This is a genomic window from Streptomyces sp. NPDC025806 (assembly GCF_055558275.1).
On record NZ_JBVHMU010000015.1, the window covers coordinates 122,420 to 137,595 of the forward strand.

At 68.5% G+C, this 15,176-nt stretch carries 16 protein-coding genes; 11 read left to right on the plus strand and 5 right to left on the minus strand.

From position 1 onward, the window contains the following. The first annotated feature begins 167 nt into the window (after nucleotides 1-167). Nucleotides 168-779, plus strand: a complete 612-nt coding sequence (locus ACZ4E1_RS29545; RefSeq protein WP_467545115.1) for a hypothetical protein — start codon at nucleotides 168-170, stop codon at nucleotides 777-779. 113 nt (nucleotides 780-892) lie between these two features. Here ACZ4E1_RS29545 and ACZ4E1_RS29550 read toward each other — a convergent pair whose 3' ends face one another. Then, nucleotides 893-1,414: a hypothetical protein gene (locus ACZ4E1_RS29550; RefSeq protein ID WP_467545117.1), complete on the minus strand. Its 522-nt coding sequence runs from the start codon at nucleotides 1,412-1,414 to the stop codon at nucleotides 893-895. A 342-nt stretch (nucleotides 1,415-1,756) separates the two neighbouring features. Between ACZ4E1_RS29550 and ACZ4E1_RS29555 the strand changes: the two genes are divergently transcribed. The 3 genes from ACZ4E1_RS29555 (at nucleotide 1,757) to ACZ4E1_RS29565 (ending at nucleotide 3,585) form a co-directional block, all read left to right on the plus strand. After that, on the plus strand, nucleotides 1,757-2,251 hold the full coding sequence (locus ACZ4E1_RS29555; RefSeq protein ID WP_467545119.1) for an NUDIX domain-containing protein: 495 nt from the start codon (nucleotides 1,757-1,759) through the stop codon (nucleotides 2,249-2,251). 350 nt (nucleotides 2,252-2,601) lie between these two features. After that, nucleotides 2,602-2,751: a hypothetical protein gene (locus ACZ4E1_RS29560; protein WP_467545121.1), complete on the plus strand. Its 150-nt coding sequence runs from the start codon at nucleotides 2,602-2,604 to the stop codon at nucleotides 2,749-2,751. Between the two features lie 147 nt (nucleotides 2,752-2,898). Then, nucleotides 2,899-3,585: a hypothetical protein gene (locus ACZ4E1_RS29565; RefSeq protein ID WP_467545125.1), complete on the plus strand. Its 687-nt coding sequence runs from the start codon at nucleotides 2,899-2,901 to the stop codon at nucleotides 3,583-3,585. On the opposite strand, the gene ACZ4E1_RS29570 is transcribed toward ACZ4E1_RS29565, so the two are convergent. Beyond that, on the minus strand, nucleotides 3,554-4,063 hold the full coding sequence (locus ACZ4E1_RS29570; protein WP_467545128.1) for a hypothetical protein: 510 nt from the start codon (nucleotides 4,061-4,063) through the stop codon (nucleotides 3,554-3,556). The two genes, ACZ4E1_RS29565 and ACZ4E1_RS29570, sit on opposite strands and share 32 nt — an antisense overlap. Before the next feature lie 258 nt (nucleotides 4,064-4,321). On the opposite strand from ACZ4E1_RS29570, the gene ACZ4E1_RS29575 reads away from it, so the two are divergent. Next, nucleotides 4,322-5,551: a M14 family zinc carboxypeptidase gene (locus ACZ4E1_RS29575; RefSeq protein WP_467545132.1), complete on the plus strand. Its 1,230-nt coding sequence runs from the start codon at nucleotides 4,322-4,324 to the stop codon at nucleotides 5,549-5,551. Nucleotides 5,552-5,682: 131 nt separating this feature from the next. After that, a complete protein-coding gene (locus ACZ4E1_RS29580) occupies nucleotides 5,683-6,063 on the plus strand; it encodes a DUF6221 family protein (protein ID WP_467545135.1) in 381 nt (126 codons plus the stop codon). 172 nt (nucleotides 6,064-6,235) lie between these two features. Here ACZ4E1_RS29580 and ACZ4E1_RS29585 read toward each other — a convergent pair whose 3' ends face one another. Both ACZ4E1_RS29585 and ACZ4E1_RS29590 read right to left on the minus strand, forming a co-directional pair. Then, nucleotides 6,236-6,643, minus strand: a complete 408-nt coding sequence (locus tag ACZ4E1_RS29585) for an acyl-CoA thioesterase (RefSeq protein ID WP_467545137.1) — start codon at nucleotides 6,641-6,643, stop codon at nucleotides 6,236-6,238. An 89-nt stretch (nucleotides 6,644-6,732) separates the two neighbouring features. Next, nucleotides 6,733-8,124 (minus strand): helix-turn-helix transcriptional regulator, encoded by a 1,392-nt coding sequence (locus ACZ4E1_RS29590; protein WP_467545140.1) that lies wholly within the window; start codon nucleotides 8,122-8,124, stop codon nucleotides 6,733-6,735. Between the two features lie 804 nt (nucleotides 8,125-8,928). Between ACZ4E1_RS29590 and ACZ4E1_RS29595 the strand changes: the two genes are divergently transcribed. The 3 genes from ACZ4E1_RS29595 to ACZ4E1_RS29605 are packed head-to-tail and all read left to right on the plus strand — an operon-like array spanning nucleotide 8,929 to nucleotide 11,911. After that, nucleotides 8,929-9,534 (plus strand): hypothetical protein, encoded by a 606-nt coding sequence (locus tag ACZ4E1_RS29595; protein ID WP_467545334.1) that lies wholly within the window; start codon nucleotides 8,929-8,931, stop codon nucleotides 9,532-9,534. Next, nucleotides 9,534-10,703: an MAB_1171c family putative transporter gene (locus ACZ4E1_RS29600; protein ID WP_467545143.1), complete on the plus strand. Its 1,170-nt coding sequence runs from the start codon at nucleotides 9,534-9,536 to the stop codon at nucleotides 10,701-10,703. The genes ACZ4E1_RS29595 and ACZ4E1_RS29600 overlap by 1 nt, the downstream gene beginning before the upstream one ends. A 17-nt stretch (nucleotides 10,704-10,720) precedes the next feature. Then, on the plus strand, nucleotides 10,721-11,911 hold the full coding sequence (locus tag ACZ4E1_RS29605; protein WP_467545145.1) for an amidohydrolase family protein: 1,191 nt from the start codon (nucleotides 10,721-10,723) through the stop codon (nucleotides 11,909-11,911). 24 nt (nucleotides 11,912-11,935) lie between these two features. Here ACZ4E1_RS29605 and ACZ4E1_RS29610 read toward each other — a convergent pair whose 3' ends face one another. After that, on the minus strand, nucleotides 11,936-12,799 hold the full coding sequence (locus ACZ4E1_RS29610; RefSeq protein ID WP_467545147.1) for a helix-turn-helix domain-containing protein: 864 nt from the start codon (nucleotides 12,797-12,799) through the stop codon (nucleotides 11,936-11,938). Nucleotides 12,800-13,488: 689 nt separating this feature from the next. On the opposite strand from ACZ4E1_RS29610, the gene ACZ4E1_RS29615 reads away from it, so the two are divergent. Together ACZ4E1_RS29615 and ACZ4E1_RS29620 are read left to right on the plus strand one after the other, a co-directional pair. Beyond that, nucleotides 13,489-14,412, plus strand: coding sequence for a helix-turn-helix domain-containing protein (locus ACZ4E1_RS29615; RefSeq protein ID WP_467545149.1), 924 nt, complete (start codon nucleotides 13,489-13,491; stop codon nucleotides 14,410-14,412). Between the two features lie 8 nt (nucleotides 14,413-14,420). Continuing rightward, nucleotides 14,421-15,107: a zinc finger domain-containing protein gene (locus tag ACZ4E1_RS29620; RefSeq protein WP_467545336.1), complete on the plus strand. Its 687-nt coding sequence runs from the start codon at nucleotides 14,421-14,423 to the stop codon at nucleotides 15,105-15,107. The last annotated feature ends 69 nt before the right edge of the window (nucleotides 15,108-15,176 follow it).

Below are 15,176 nucleotides of genomic sequence, written 5' to 3' on the forward strand. Positions count from 1 at the left end.
GTCCGGGGTGGTCGCCGACCAGACCGAGGCCGAGCCCTCCGGTTGAGCCGGCACCGCCCCGCCCGGATGAGATTTCCGAAATTCGTATGCTCGTTTCTTGAATCCTCTATGGTGGCGACCAAAAGGGTTCCCGGAACCCGAATGTCGCGATGCCGGAGGGCAGTTGTATGTCGAGGTTTGAGAGCCTGCCGGAGGTCCTCACCCGGTCCGACTTCGCCTCGATGGTGGGGCGTGAACCGCGCAGCATCGAGCTGATGGCCAGCCGCGGACTCATCGCGGACCCGACGCACCGCAACCGCGGGAAGTTCGTCTGGGAGGAGGAGCCCGCGATGGGCTGGTTCCGGACGCTTCACGAGCACGCGGTGGTCGTACCCGCGAACGAACTGGCCGAGGAGGAACTCGCCAGGCACGGCGTCTATCTCTGCCCGCTCAGCAGCAGTCACGTGGGCCTCGCCCGCCCCCAGCTCCTGGTGATGTACCGGCCGGGCGGCCAGGGCAAGGTCTTCGATGTGACCGCGGTGGAGACCATCCACCAGCAGGTCCCCGGAACCCGGGACACGGCTGCGGCGACCCAGAGCATCGTGCGCGACGGCGAAACGCTGAACGCCTCCGGGAAGCCGTGGACCGTCTTCTACCTCACCGAGATCGGCCCGATCGAAAGGATCACGCCGGTGATCCAGCAGGGGCGGTACCTGCCCGTCGACCGCGTTCGGAAGGCGCTGACGTCCGGCCACCTCGTCGTCCCCACCCTCGACGAGGCGTTCCCCGCCAGGAAATGACCTTCGCAGGAACGGGCAGCGGGATGCCTCGCTGCAAGTCGTCCCCGGCTCCGTTCGGACAGGGAGGGATGCCGACCTGGCCAAAGTCCCCGTTCAGGTGATCCATCTTGAGATCACCGATCAGCGTCTGGATTCGAGCGTTGTCCAGGACGCAGGGATTGCCCTGTATGGACGGCCAATTCCTGCTGGAGACGGTCAAGAACGGGCAGCGCCTCGATCATCGCTTGCTCGGCTTGTTCAGCCAGAGCCCATGTGGTGACGGTGGACGGCTGCGGGAACTCGGCACTCATCTGACGGTAGGAGTTGACGTCGGCCGGTGGGACGGTGCCCGGCGGCGGGCCGCTCCCTTGGCTCTGGGCCCAGTGCTCCATCCAATTCAGGCGTAGGGCACGCAGTCCCTCGACTGCAGCGGTTGCCTCCACCACCATGCTCCGCAGCCCGGCCGAGATCGGAGCGGCAGCCAGGTCGGTCAACGCTTCATACAGTTTCTGGCTGTGATGGACTGCCTGCACAGCCGCATACCCGGGCTCGCTCGGCACCCCCCACAGGCTCACCGGGGGTGTAGTGCAGATCACCCACTGCGCCCGCCACCTTGAATGCCGCACGTCATCCGCCCGACCGTCGTCAAGGTTCATTTCGCCTCCTGCCGCCGAGTGTCGCAGTCAAGGTAATTGGATTCGGTCAGATCTCAGCGAAACCGAACACGAGCCCCCGCTCAAGAACCGGGCGCCCGTAGGCTCAGTCCACGGCGGTTTCGTCGGCGCCCGGGCTGAGTTGCGCCGCAGGGGAGATCCTAGGTGAGGGAAGAAGTGGGCGGACCGGATGCTCGAGGACCTGGAAAGGCTGCACAAGGACGGCGCGTACTGCCCACCCCTCTATCGCCGGCTGATAGGTCGCCTGCGCGACGGGGCTGCTGAGTAGTGGGCGGCTGGAGGAAGCTCGGCAGCGAGCAACTGCACCGGGGACCGTTCCTGTCCTTGCAGAGGGACGACGTCATACGGCCGGACGGAAGCACCGCCACCTACGAACACGTCCTCGTCCACGACACGGTCAGGGTTGTGGCCCTGGACGGCCGGGGACGTGTACTGCTCGTCGAAGACGACTTCTACCTCCAAGGACGCCGGATGATCCACCTACCCGGCGGCGGCACCGACGGAGAGGACCCCGCGAAGGCGGCCCGACGAGAGCTCGCGGAGGAGACCGGGCTCGTGGCCGACCGGATCGTCCAGTTGGCCACGCTGGACCCGTTGCCTGGAGTCAGTTCCGCTCGCCTGCACCTTTTTGTGGCAACGGGCTTTACTGCTGCGGATGTGAGCAACGTCCGCTGCGACGTGACCGAGGTCGGCATGACGGCGGAGTGGTGGCCCCTGGGAGACGCGAAATCAGCGGCGCACTCCGGGCGGATTACCGAGGCCGGGAGCGTGGCCGGTCTCCTCCTGACCCTCCATGAGAATGCCACTTCTCCGGCCTGACCGGAGCACATCGCTCTTGCCTGTCACGCACTCCGAGCCCGAGCGGCCCGTCACAGCAGACTTCGTGGAGGAGCTGGTCGCCCCGCAGCATCAGAGCAGCGCCCGGCGGCAGTCCACGCACGACGGGCCCGAGCACGCACGGGAGCGTTCCAGTTCCAGACCCTGCTGGACGGTCAGTTCGCGACGTGGAATCCGAGCGTGCCACGCACCCGATCCAGTCGAACTTATGATCCGAGATTCGTGATACCGATACCGTGAGCCGGTGGATGACGACCTCCTGCAGCAGATCGAGACGGTTCGGTTCCCCTCGGCGTGGGCGGGCAGCATCGCCTGGCGCAGGCCCTGATTGGATGGCATTTCAGCATCCCGTTGCCGCGGTGCACGCGATGGCCGCCCTCGTCGCCCGCCTGTACGACCAGCCCGAGGTGGTGCCAGATCGCGGGAGGGCCATCCTCGAACTCGCTGAAATGACAGGGAAGATGGGCAAGCACATCTTCTAGCTCAGACAGGGGAAACCGGAGCCATCCATGAGCAGTCGGAAAGCGGCAGACGCCGGACCATGGGCGGAGGCTGTCCGCCGTTCCACGGCGGCAACCACCGCTGCGCGCCCAAACGACATGGCCGAGAACTGCTGGGATGGCGTCGCGATGCGCAACATCATCGCGATCGTGCTCTACGCCAAACATGTGCGCGACGGACAGCCGATCGAATCGATCACCTGGAACGCGGTGCTCTGGCAGCTGCACGATGACCGGCGCGTCGAGGCGCTGGCCAACGAGGTGCTGCCAAGGGCCGGCCACAACCTCGCACGCACGGCCGCAGCAGGCGATCCGGTGGCCGAGACGTGGCGCTGGCTAACCCGAACTTGGGACCCCCACGCCCCAACGAATGGCTTCAGCCCTGTGTCCGTGGGCCAGGCGCAGCGCGAGGTGACCAGCTGGGCGCCGGACACTCCGGAACCGCGGTGGGGCGGGCTGACCCGGGGAATCGGGCGCGGTCTACCCGACCCGGCCCTGAAAATCTGCACACCTTGGGCAGCTAGCGTCATCCAGACGACGATTACCGCCGAGCGCGGTGGACACCACACGCACGCCCGTGTCGAGGTCACCGCCGGGCCCTTCGTAGGACAACGCGGGTACGTACGGGACTCGGGATGGTTCTTCAACGACGAGAACGAAACGACAGAAGGGCCAGCCGGGTACGTGGTCGACCTCGACGACGTCGAGGGTACTGAGGACCTCGATGCCGACCAGCTTCAGGCATGCGGGGACCTAAGCTGGCCGTACCGGCGCGACGGCACGCTCAAGGCCCCGTCATGCCCACCGGGTTCGTGACCGCATCCGCCGAGAACACGTCGGCAGAAGAGTCCAGGGCGGCGCGAGCCGAGGAGAGGAACGCGGTCCTCGCCTGCTCCACCTCGTTGGACGGGCTGCCGCCAGCACGTTGAGCGAGCGAGGCAAGGTGGCGAGCAGCCTCGACGACGTCAGCGGGACCGACCAGCTCCAGGACGCCCAAGGCGCCGGCGACCGCCCTCCGGTCCTCCACCGCCGGTACGCCGATGGTGCCGAGCGCGGCATCCACGCGTACAAGGAACTCAAGGTAGGCCGGCCGGCGTTCGTCCCGCTGCCGCTGGTCTCTCGCAGCGTCAATCCTCAGCGCTAGGAGGGCCGCCACAAGTGGCTGTGCGCCCGCCGCAAGCGGCTGTGCGCCCGTGGGCGTCTTGACCTTAATGGGCCTGGCGAACCATGCAGTGGTCAGGCCGCCCGCTATCGCCGCCGCTGCAACCAGGAGCACCGTCCCCCAAGGAGTCATGCCGCAATGCTGCCAGAGCGCGGCGCTCCCCGTACCGGCATTCCCGTTCTGCCCCTCGTCCACCGCGGTGCGGGACGCCACTGCTACTTGCGCGCAAGACCTGGCAACTTCCCGCTTCGGCAGGCGGTTTGGGTGCAAGTCTCGGCAACCTACGGGAATCACAGCAGAATTCGGCGCAACTATCCGCAACTCCAGGGTCACGGATCATGCCGGTCCACGAAACTCACGGCGACCGCCCCGCTCCCCTTGGAGGATCCCATGAGCCGTGCGCACTCCTACCTCGGCGACCGTCCACCTACCGTCGACGAGCTGTATGCCGAGGTCGCCGCCCTGGCCCGAGCGCACGCGGACGTCTGCGAGCTCGTGACGATCGGGAAGTCCCGGCGCGGCGACGACCTGACCATGCTGATCGCCCCCGGCGACGGGCCGACCATCCAGGTCATCTGCGGCCCGCACTGCAACGAGCCGGTAGCTCTGGCGACAGTGTGGGCGCTCGCGCGGTACGTCGTGACCGTCCCGGAGGCCCGGCGCTGCTCCTGGTACATCCTGCCGTGCATCGACCCCGATGGCGCGCGCCTCAACGAGGCTTGGTGGAAGGCCCGCGATCCGACACTGGAGTCGTTCCACCGTGGGTTCTTCCGCCAGGCTCAGGCCGACCAGCCCGAGTGGACTCTGCCCCGCACGGGCTTCGACGGGGTGCTGCCCGAAGGGCAGGCCGTTGCCGATGCCATCGACCGGGCCGCTCCAGACTGCCTGGTCAGCCTCCACAACAGCGAAACGGGCGGGACGTTCTGCCTGGCGGCCGAACCATATGCGGCACTCGTGCCGATCCTGGAACAGGCTTCCGCTCGGCACGCACTGCGGGTGGAGGTCGAGCCGTCGGACGCGCTCGGCCTCGAGTCGCCAGGCCCCGGAGTCCACGCCTTCAAGCCCATCGAGCAGATGCTGCCCGCTCCCGGCAGCGGCCGTCGGACGTTCGGCAACAGCAGCGTGCACCACGCACGTGACCGGGGCGCCACCCTGGCCTTCGCGACCGAGATGCCGATGTGGACGAGCCAGCCGCACCAGTTCCCTGCCGCGGATGCCGCCCGTCACCTAGAGACCACGGCAGCAGTACTCGCACCCGTCGCTGCGCTCCTGCCGGAACGCGAGAACGACCCGTACCTGCCCGCCATCATCGACCGGCTCGGCATCCACGCCCTGATGGCCGCCGCCTACCGGAACAACCCCGAAGCGGGCGCCGGCCAGGACCTCGCTCACCTCGGCCCACTACGCGGAGCCGGTATGCTGCTGCGCGCCCTCGACGCCGAGCTGGCCCGCGGTGCCGACCCGGCGCTCAAAGCAGCACGGGACGAGATCGACGCCCACTTCGTGCGCTGGCTCGCCGCTACCGAGACCGCGCTGCGGCCCGAGCCGATCTCCCTCGCCCGTACGGCCGGGTTCCAGCTCGACATGATCCTCTCGGCGTCCGAGACTGTGATCGGCTGATAGACGCTTCCGCCGCCGGGCTTAACGTTCCGACTGCACTAGGGAGGACGAGATGTCCTGGCTGCAACTCCTACTGAGCGACCCGGATCGTTATTCTGCGGCCCATCCACTCACGTGACACAGGGGTCCTCATGGACGCACTGCTGGACTTCGTCGCGGCAAACCTCGACGCCGACGAGACCGTGCTGCTCGGTGAAACACCCCCAGCGAGACGACGACCGTCGACGACGCAATCCTGTTGTCAGAGGACTGGAGGCACATCGTCCTCGGAGAGAAGCGGGCGGCGACGCCTGAGTGCAGGACAACGATCCAGGCCAGGCGCCGCGCTCTGTCGTACCACGAGCACTGGTGCGAAGGAGATTGCATGGGCGCACTCGGGGCGAACATCCTTCTACGAGGCCGTCCGGATCGTGGCGTGCAAGTACGCCGACCGGCCGGGCTTCCAGACAAGGTGGCGCGTCGCGCGACGTCCCGGTGGCCGAGGCCCCGGCCACTCCAGCAACGCCAGTTGACGACTTCCGTCGACGGCCGCGCCCGACCGCTACCGGGTCGGGCGCGGCCGTCGTTCCATGTTCAACGTGCCGACCGGGCGAAGGCGCGGCACGCCTCGGCCGTGTCAGTGAGCATCGGGCCTTGGCGGGACGTAGCTGATCTGCGTCGCCGCGTCGTAGGGCGCGAAACTGATCACACCGCCTTGTAGCGCGCGAAGAATTCGCTCTCGGCCTCTGAGATGCGGCGCGGAGCGCCCGTTTCCAGGTTGTAGGCGGCCATTTTCGTGGTGGCCTCGGCGTACGTGTGCTCGCCGTCCCTGATCGTGTACGCCAGCTCGAGCCGCGCGCCTCGACAGGTGACGACCCAGACATCCACGTGTACGGGCTCATCGCGGTAGTCCAGTGGCGTCTTGTAGTCGATGACGGACTGCTGGACCACGAAGGCGTGCCGTCGTCGCTCGGCCTCGTCCGTCGGCAGCAGTTCCTGCACCATCCTCGTACGTGCTTCTTCGAGGTACGTCAGGTAGCGGCTGTTGTTGACGTGCCCGTAGCTGTCGGCGTCGGCCCAGCGCAGCGGGAGGGAGTAAGTGAACGTGGGCATGAGGTTCTTCCTGGCAGAAGGCGGGTGGCTTCGGAGGGTGCACGTTGGGGAGCAGCACGGTCGGCGGCTTCCCGAGGGCTTCTGATGGTCTAGGACTGGCTTGTCTCCCGGGTTACAGACCAGCCGTCGTCACCATTTTCGATCTTGTGCAGGACTTCACGCAGCACTCGCTGCTCGGTGTCGCGTTCCTGGAGGAGCTGTCCGATGCGTGTGGTGGCCGCGTTCGGCTCGGCCGGCAGCGCCGCGCGTACGAGCTGGAGCACTTCAGCAAGGCACGTTCCGTGTACGGCTTCCCGCGGTACGCGGGCGATGACGGTGGCCGGCTGTACGTGCGTGACGGACCAGCAGCCGGTCGCCTCCTCGACTGCCCAGACAACGGTGCGCTGGTCGGGCGCGAGCGTCAGCTGCGCGTCGGGGCCCATGAGCTTGCTGATCGCCGGTATCGGGACGCCGTTGCTCCCGGCCAGCGCTGCGGCCTCTCCCGGAGTCGCTACGACCATGCGCGATGAGAGGGCCGCGGCCTCCCGCCTCCAGCGGGTGGCCGCGTCCTCCGCCACCCGATTCTGCGTGTGCCACTGCGCTGCTTCGACGTCGTGCTGGTCGGACGCCGTGGCGGCCCAGGCGTTCCGGGCGCCTCCGAGTGCGTCGTGCTCGTCCTCGCCGCCCTCGACCCAGGTGATCACCACGAACCGGCACTCAGGCATGGATGCCGGGTACAGAACGTGGCTGACGACTTCGACCGTCTCCCAATCCAGCGTCGGTATGTTCATTCGGAAGACGTGGCCGTCGCGGGTCTCGCCCATGTCCTTCTCGGTTTCCCAGAGGTGGCGGACGTCCGGGTCCTTCTTGACCTTCTCGATCAGTTCGCGCAGTTCGGGGTCGTGCCGCCGTGTGGCCTCGGCGAACTTGAGTATCTTCACGTAGGCCGAGGCGTGCAGATCCCAGTCCTGGTACTGCGTACGCGCCTCAGGCGACAGCAGGGCCCACAGGATGAGGTTGGCTCCCGGCTCCATCACCCAGGGCCACCATTCGGCCATGGCGGTGTTGAATCCGAGGATGTTCCAGTGCTGGTCGCACAGGTAGGCAGGGCTGGGCATCTGCCGGTCGATGAGCAGCCGCAGAGCTTTCTGCAGCTCTGGCTGGCCGGCACCACGCGGTGGTATCAGGGCCGAGCCGATGTTGTACAACAACAGCGCGTGACGCTCGTCGCGGTCCAGCCCGAGCAGGTTCGCCAGTGATTCGCACTGCGCGGGAGTGAAGCGTGGTGGCGTGGCGCCTTTCTCTATCTTGCGATAGGTGCGCTCGCCCATGCCGAGCGCTTTAGCTGTCCTGGGCTGCGTGACGCGCGCGTCACGGCGCCACCGGCGTAGCAGGGCGCCGAACCCCATGAACTGGCCAGCGAGTTGCTTCGCGCTTCCCTCTGAGGAGATCTCCGCTTCCGCTTCACCGGCGCGGTCGTATCCCGGTTCCTTCGCGGTCATGAGGCCCTCCCTTGTCGCTCTACCGGGGAGACACCTGTTCCTGGGCACAAAAAAGGAGGTCGACACGATTGCCGACCCCCCGCCTTACTGCTCCCCGCTAAAGACGATACGCAAGATCTGAGTGATCTTGACCAGCTGTGGCATGGGCCACAAAGCGCTTACGTGATCTTGTGCCGCCGTAAAACCTGCACGTCAACCCCCTCAAGGGCACCTGCATCGAATGATGCATCCCCTCCAGCGATCCATGATCGCTCCGCAAAACCGGCAAATGTTTGCCGGTTTTCGTCCGCCCGCGAATTTGCCGGTCTAGACCAGTCCTGAGGAGCCTCCTCGCAGGACTGCAAGATTGCCTCATTCCGCTTGCCATGCAAGCGACTTGCCCCATTCACGCAGACACGAACAGACTCCGGCAGCCGCCGCCACTTACGTGAGCAAAATGGGGCATTGGCGACCCGTTGACTGCCTCTCTGCGGTTTGGCTTGAATCCTTCTGTCAGCGGGTTCAACGAAACCGTCGAGGACACGGTGCAGATCATCGCGAGTCGCGCGCAGCGCAGGGCTCATATGCCCTGACCTGGTCCGGGCCCTTGACGAAGACGTGTGTCGATGCGCCCCCTTGCGGCAGTCGCAGGGGCCGTTTCACGGCCTGCTCCTCGCGCAGGCATGAGCCGCTACGCGTCACAGCACGACCCGCCTCCCGCGTGTCACACCCTTCGGGCACGGCAGTGAGGCATGAGCAAGAGGAAGACCTATGTGGTGGCGAAACAGCGGCCTACTCTCGGAGTCGGGGTCGCCCTTGTTGAAGGTGCCCCGCCAGCGGGTTGCCGCGGCCGACCGTGCCCGGGGGCTACGCCCGCGCCGTGCTCTGCGTCCCGGCACGGGCGAGCGGGATCTGCAGCGGCGCCTTCGACACCAGCTGCGCGCCCTGGACGTCCAGCCGCCGCTGGACGTTACGGCGCTGTGCCGTGCGCTGGCCGACAAGCGGGGCCGGCACATCGAGCTGCGCCCCTACCCGATGCCGATGCCCGGCCCTCTGGGCCTGTGGGTCGACACCCCCGCCGCTGACCTCATCGTCTACCAGCAGCACACCACGCGGCTGCACCAGGACCACATCATCCTGCACGAGGTCGGGCACATCCTGGCCAACGACGACGAGGTCATTACCGAGGACCCCGAGGATCCAGCCGAAGGCTGGTGGGCCGGCATGCTTCCCGCCCTGAACGCCGACAGCATCCGCCGGGTGCGCAAGCGCTGCGCGTACGACTCCGAGGAGGAGTGTGAGGTGGAGCTGGGCGCCACCATCGTCCTGGAGTGGTCCTCCGTGGTGGACCACACCACGCCGGCCGTCGCCATGGACCCCGCGGCCCGTCGGATCAACGCGGCCCTCAGCGGCAACCGGGGGTGGCTGTGATGGTGACCATCTTCTTCTTCGCGGCCCTCGCGGCGGCCATCGTCTGGAAGATCCGCCAGGTGATCCGGGATCCCTGCAACGCTCCACTGCGCTCGGTGACCCTCTGTCTGGTCTGCGCCGCCGCGTCGTACCCGCTGGCCATGCCGGGCGGAGCCTCCGGGGTGGACGCGGTTGCCGGCCATGGCGCCGCCAAGCTGATGCAGAACGTGCTCCTGCTGGCCACCCTGTTCTTCCTGATGTGCTTCTACCTGCACTCAGCCGCCGACGAACAGACCGGGCGACGCCGCGCCCGCCGCGAGCGTGTCGTCCTCTTCCTCGCGATCGCCGCGCTGGTGGCCATCGTCGCGAGCGGCCACGAGGTCCTGGCCGGGAGCTTCTCCACGGCCGACATGACCGTCCCGCAGGCGGCCGGCTTCTACCTGCTGGCGGGCCTGTACATGATGTACGCGCTCGGGGCTGCGTTCTGGTGGACCCGCCGCTACGCGCGACTGTCTCCCCGGCCGCACTCCACGGGGCTGTGGATCACCGCCGTCGGACTGGCCGGCATGGCCTGCGCCTGCGCGATCCGCGCCGCCTTCGTGATCATCCGAAGCTTCGGCGGCACCGTCCACTCGGGCCTCAACGCCGCTGCGGCCCTGCTGCTCGTGATCTCAGTCACCTTGTTCGTCGTCGGCGTCAGCTACCCGATCGCGCGGGCCCGGATCGCAACAGTACGGATCTGGCACCGCCACCGCCGCGTCCACCACCGACTGGAACCCCTGTGGGAACTGCTGGCCGAGGCGTACCCGGACAGTGTGCTGCAGCCCACGGCGAAGTCCTGGCGGGAGCGGTGGGGCGCCCGGAACGTGCACCGCCGCTACCACCGCCGCGTGGTGGAGTGCCGCGACGGCCTGGTGCAGGTCAGCCCCTACCTGACGGCGGAGAGCGCCCGGGGCGCGGTCTTCGACGGCGCCCCGCCCGAGCTGCTGGCGCGGAACCTGCGGGACGTGCTCGCCGCCGGTGCACCCGGCGCATCAGGCACAGTGGAACCGGTGGCTGCGGTTCCTCTGGCCCTGCCCTCGCGGCAGGGTCCGGATGCCGATGTCGAGCAGCTGGTGGCGCTGGCGGATGCCCTTCGTGCCACCACCCCTCGGAACGTGTCGGTCATGACGGCCGCGAACCACGGTTAAGCACAAAGGAGTTACGCATGTTGATCTGTGCCGGACGAGTCCTGACCGGGGACCGTGGCCAGTACCTGACCGACGGAGCCGTCCTGATCAAGGACGGTCTGATCGCCGCCGTCGGCAGCCGGGAAGAGGTCGAGGCCCTCGTGCCGGCGGACGAGCCACGCCTTCACTACCCCGTCGGCACGCTGATGCCCGGACTGATCGACGCCCATGTGCACCTGGCTTTCGACGGGGGCGCCGACCCCGTCGCCACGCTGGAGCAGCAGGACGACGAGGCGCTGCTGGAAGGGATGCGATCCCGCGCCGAGCAGCTGGTGCGGATCGGCGTGACCACCGCCCGTGATCTGGGCGACCGCGGTCACCTCGCGCTGCGCCTGGCCAAGGAGATCGAGCGGGGCGCCACAGCGGGGCCGCGCGTCGTCTCCGCGGGCATCCCCGTGACCCCGCCCGGGGGGCACTGCTGGTTCCTGGGCGGCGAGGTCTCCGGCGAGGAGGAGATCCGCGAGCTGGTCCGGCGCAACGCCGAGGCCGGCGCTCAGGTGATCAAGGTGATGGAGACCGGCGGTGGGCTCACCAAGGGCGGCGCCAAGAGCCACGAGACCCAGTTCGCTCCGGCCGACCTGGCCGCGCTCGTCGATGAGGCCCGCGCCGCCGGGCTGCCCGTCGCCGCTCACGCGCACGGCGTCGACGGGATCACAGCGGCCGTCGAGGCTGGGGTCGACACCATCGAGCACTGCACCTGGATGACCGAGGACGGCATCGAGGTCCACGACGACATCCTGGAAAAGATCGTCGCGAAGGGCATCCACGTGTGCCCGGCGGTGAGCCCGCACTGGAAGATGCTGCCGCGCTTCTTCGGCGAGGAGAAGGCCCAGGCGATGTTCGACGCGGTACGACAGATGGCCGACGCCGGCGTGTGCCTGATCGCAGGCACCGACGCGGGTGTGCAGCGCGCGGGCCACGACGGGCTGATCGCCGCGCTGGAGTTCTACGAGCACCTGGGCGTGTCCAACGACCGCATCCTGGAGATGGCCACCAGCGAGGCGGCGCATGCCCTGGGCGTGGCCGACCAGACGGGGCAGATCAAGGTCGGTTACAGCGCCGACATTCTCGTCGTGGACGGCGACCCGTTGACCGACCTCACTGCCCTGGAGGACGTCCGGGCTGTCTTCACCGGTGGCGTCCGCCGCTACCGCCCCGGCCATGCGTAAACGGCCACACGCCGGATGAGAGGACTACTGCTTGGGGCCCTCGGCCCCGGGCAGGTCCCGCTGCTGCAGCTCGGCGGCGGCCTTGTTGATGAAGGCGAGGAGGTCGGCGCTGAGCCCTTCCTTGCCCAGGCCGCGCGCCGCCATCTTGCCGACATTGCCCGAGGCCAGGAGCTGCAGCCCCTCGACGACCTGGCGCGCCGTGGCCTCGTGGGGCTGGAAGTACATCGGCGATACGCCGAACACGGCCGCGAGCCCTTCCCGGAGCGCAGGAGACGCCTCGGATTCAGCGCCGGTCCGCAGTGCGCAGATGCTGTCCTCGGTGGCGATGGGGGCCCCGGCGTATTCGTTGACCTGGCGCGCGAGGTCCTCGTCTGACGGCTGCGCCTTCGGGCCTTGGTACGAGTGCGCGAGCAGATAGCTGATCTTCTCGGCCAACGACTTGGGGACCTCCGTGGCGGGTGGCGGGGCCTCCTGCCCGAATGATCGCTCCTGTGCCGCCAGCAGCGCCTCCACGCTCACCCCGTACCCCTTGGCGAGCGGCTCCACGTACTGCTCACTGAGCCGGCGGACGGCCTTCTCTGCGTTCGACACAGGGCCGGCGCTCTTCGTCCCGATCAACGCCGGCACCTGCTTGAGGTAGATACCCGCGTCGCAGCGCAGGTCGGCCAGGTCCGGAAGCCCAGGACGCGGAAACAGCTCGTCCACATCCCGCCCGACCGCCGCGGCGACTGCCGCCAGCTTCTCGGAGTCCGGGGGCCACTGCCCGGTCTCCCAGCTGCCGACCGACGATGGCGATACGCCCAGCTCCTCGGCCACGTCGCCCTGCGTGCGGTGCGCAGCGCGCCGCGCGTCATAGAGGCGGCGACCGTCAAAGCGACGAGTCGGCATTCCACTCCCTGGTTGATCCTTCTGAAGAAATCCCAGGCCGTTGACCTACTTCCCGGCGCTGGGATAGTTTCAGCGTAGCGAACGAGGGGTGATCCGTACACCTCGTCGCCGACCTGAGCCCGTTCGGCCCCGGGAGCCCGCTCGTGTTGCCCTGCCTCTCACCGCACGTCGATGGATGCGGTCGGCATGGCCACAAGACCGGCGCCACGGCGTCCGCGCACCGGGCCCGCACGACTTGTGGAGCGTTCTTTAGCAAGGTCTGGATCTTGCCGCAGGGCACCCATATGTTCGTCGTCCCCGGCCGGGCAGCACGCCCGGCAGCCGACGACACGAGGAGCGAAGTGCACAACACGCGATCCGGCTAGGGCGTACAGGCCCTGAAACAGCGGCGGCGCCCAAGGAGCGGTAACTCCCGGACGCCGGTCGCTAGACGGCACTCCTGCCCCGGCAAGGGCGGAGATTTACCCACCTTCACCGCACCGGACCTTTCCACGGGCACCCCGGCGCGGGCTTCACTACGCGGGAGAGTCTTACATGCCCCCTGCCCTGCGCAAAAGGCCGAAGCCCTCGGCCAGCTCGGCAGCCACCCCCACTCACCCGACGACCCACCGCGCGTCGACCCGCCTGTCGCCGGACACCGTCGCGTCGCAGCCGTCGGCTGACGCACGCCTCACTACGGCGGTGCCCCGATGAGCGGGCAGGCACGGAAGTGGGTGTGGGAGAGCAGCGCCAGCCGTGGCACGGCCCGCCTGGTCCTGCTGTCGATCGCCGACCGGATCCCCGACGCGCAGTGCGTCGCCTACGCGTCCATCACCGAGCTGATGGACCGGACGAACGCGTCCCGCAACGCCGTGCGCAACTCGCTGGCCTTGCTCGCGGACGCCGGCGAACTGGAGATCCTCGGCGACTACGAGGGCCCGCAGCACAGCACGGTGTACCGCATGCCACGCCCTGCCGCCTGGCTCGCCAAGGTCGCGGCTGCTCAGAAGGTCGACCCCGAGCTGCGGGTCGAGGACATCGAACCCCTGGCGCACACCGACCCCGCCCCCTCCCTGGAGGACCTGGACGAGGATCGGCTGCGCAAGCACCGCATCTGGCGCACGGCAGGGTCAGAATCCACCCCCCGTCGTCAGGATCTGACCGGGTCAAAATCTGCACCCCCTCGTCAGAATCCGACCCGCGGCCGGGTCAGAAACCGACCCCCCTCCGGGTCAGAAGCTGACCCCCAGAACTGTAGTGAACCGAAGGTGAACCGTAGGAAGTACAGCAGCAGCGCTGGCGACCTCACCTCCGCTACGGACTGGCAGGTCGACGACGCGAGCCTGACCTGGGCCCAGCAGCAGGGACACCTCGACCGCCTCGGCGAGCAGGGCCTGCAGGCCGCCGACGCGAAGTGGCGCCACTACCGCGGCGCCTGGAGCCCTCGCCCCGCTGCCGCCTGGGCTGCCGACTGGCAGTCCTGGATCGCCCGCGAGCACACCCCCACCCCCCAGCGCCCGAACCTCTACGCCCTGCCCGGCGGCAGCCCCGCGCCACAGGCCGGCATGACCAAGGCCGACCTGCACATGGCCGCCCTGCTGGCCGCCGTCGACGAACCGACTGGAACGGAGTGACTACCACCTTGGACCGCCGCGAAGTTGCCGCCGTTCTCACCTACGTCGGCCGCCTGGACCCCCGCACCATCCGTACCGACGCGGGCGAGGCCCGCGACCAGCTCGCCATGTGGCACGAGCTGCTCGCCGACGTCCCGATGACCACGGGTCAGGGCTGGGACGTCCGCGAGACCGTCCGCAAGCGCATCGTCGCCTCGCCGTACCCGATCCTGCCCGCAGATGTGGCCCGCGAGTGGAACGCGCATTACCGGGACCGCCTGGGCCGGCACACCGACCCGACACCGAGGGCGGACCCGGACGACCCGCACGCCTGGCGGGCGGAGCTTGTCGCGACCCGCGACGCCGTCGTGACCGGCCAGATCGCGCCGTCGCCGCACCGCGGGGTCACGGCCGGCGAGCCCCGCCCCGGCCTGAAAAGCATGCTCGACGCCGTTGGCACATACGTCCCGGATGCCGTCCGAGCCGAACTGGCGCCCTTCCGACCGGCCCGAGCCGCGCGCGAAGCTGCCATCGCTGCTGGGGGTCCCGACATCTTCAGCGTCCCGTGCGAGAGGTGCCGCGCTCCGAAGGGCGAGCCCTGCCAGGAACGGAGCGGCGGAGGAGTCCGCAACCGGCACACCAAACCGCGCATCCAGCCGCATCCGGTCCGCGTCGAGGACGCCCTGAGCGCTCAGGCGCAGGCCGTACCCGCCTGAGCGCCGCCCTCACCTCAGCCGAGACGTTCCACCTCGCATACGGCCCGCCAGCCGTACCTCAACCTGCCT

Coding starts and splice junctions, on each gene's coding strand:
- ACZ4E1_RS29565 (WP_467545125.1), top strand. CDS start 2,899: ATGCGCAACATCATCGCGATCGTGCTCTACGCCAAACATGTGCGCGAC.
- ACZ4E1_RS29610 (WP_467545147.1), bottom strand. CDS start 12,799: ATGCCGACTCGTCGCTTTGACGGTCGCCGCCTCTATGACGCGCGGCGC.
- ACZ4E1_RS29570 (WP_467545128.1), bottom strand. CDS start 4,063: ATGACTCCTTGGGGGACGGTGCTCCTGGTTGCAGCGGCGGCGATAGCG.
- ACZ4E1_RS29585 (WP_467545137.1), bottom strand. CDS start 6,643: ATGCCCACGTTCACTTACTCCCTCCCGCTGCGCTGGGCCGACGCCGAC.
- ACZ4E1_RS29550 (WP_467545117.1), bottom strand. CDS start 1,414: ATGAACCTTGACGACGGTCGGGCGGATGACGTGCGGCATTCAAGGTGG.
- ACZ4E1_RS29560 (WP_467545121.1), top strand. CDS start 2,602: ATGGCATTTCAGCATCCCGTTGCCGCGGTGCACGCGATGGCCGCCCTC.
- ACZ4E1_RS29600 (WP_467545143.1), top strand. CDS start 9,534: ATGGTGACCATCTTCTTCTTCGCGGCCCTCGCGGCGGCCATCGTCTGG.
- ACZ4E1_RS29580 (WP_467545135.1), top strand. CDS start 5,683: ATGGACGCACTGCTGGACTTCGTCGCGGCAAACCTCGACGCCGACGAG.
- ACZ4E1_RS29590 (WP_467545140.1), bottom strand. CDS start 8,124: ATGACCGCGAAGGAACCGGGATACGACCGCGCCGGTGAAGCGGAAGCG.
- ACZ4E1_RS29615 (WP_467545149.1), top strand. CDS start 13,489: ATGAGCGGGCAGGCACGGAAGTGGGTGTGGGAGAGCAGCGCCAGCCGT.
- ACZ4E1_RS29575 (WP_467545132.1), top strand. CDS start 4,322: ATGAGCCGTGCGCACTCCTACCTCGGCGACCGTCCACCTACCGTCGAC.
- ACZ4E1_RS29605 (WP_467545145.1), top strand. CDS start 10,721: ATGTTGATCTGTGCCGGACGAGTCCTGACCGGGGACCGTGGCCAGTAC.
- ACZ4E1_RS29545 (WP_467545115.1), top strand. CDS start 168: ATGTCGAGGTTTGAGAGCCTGCCGGAGGTCCTCACCCGGTCCGACTTC.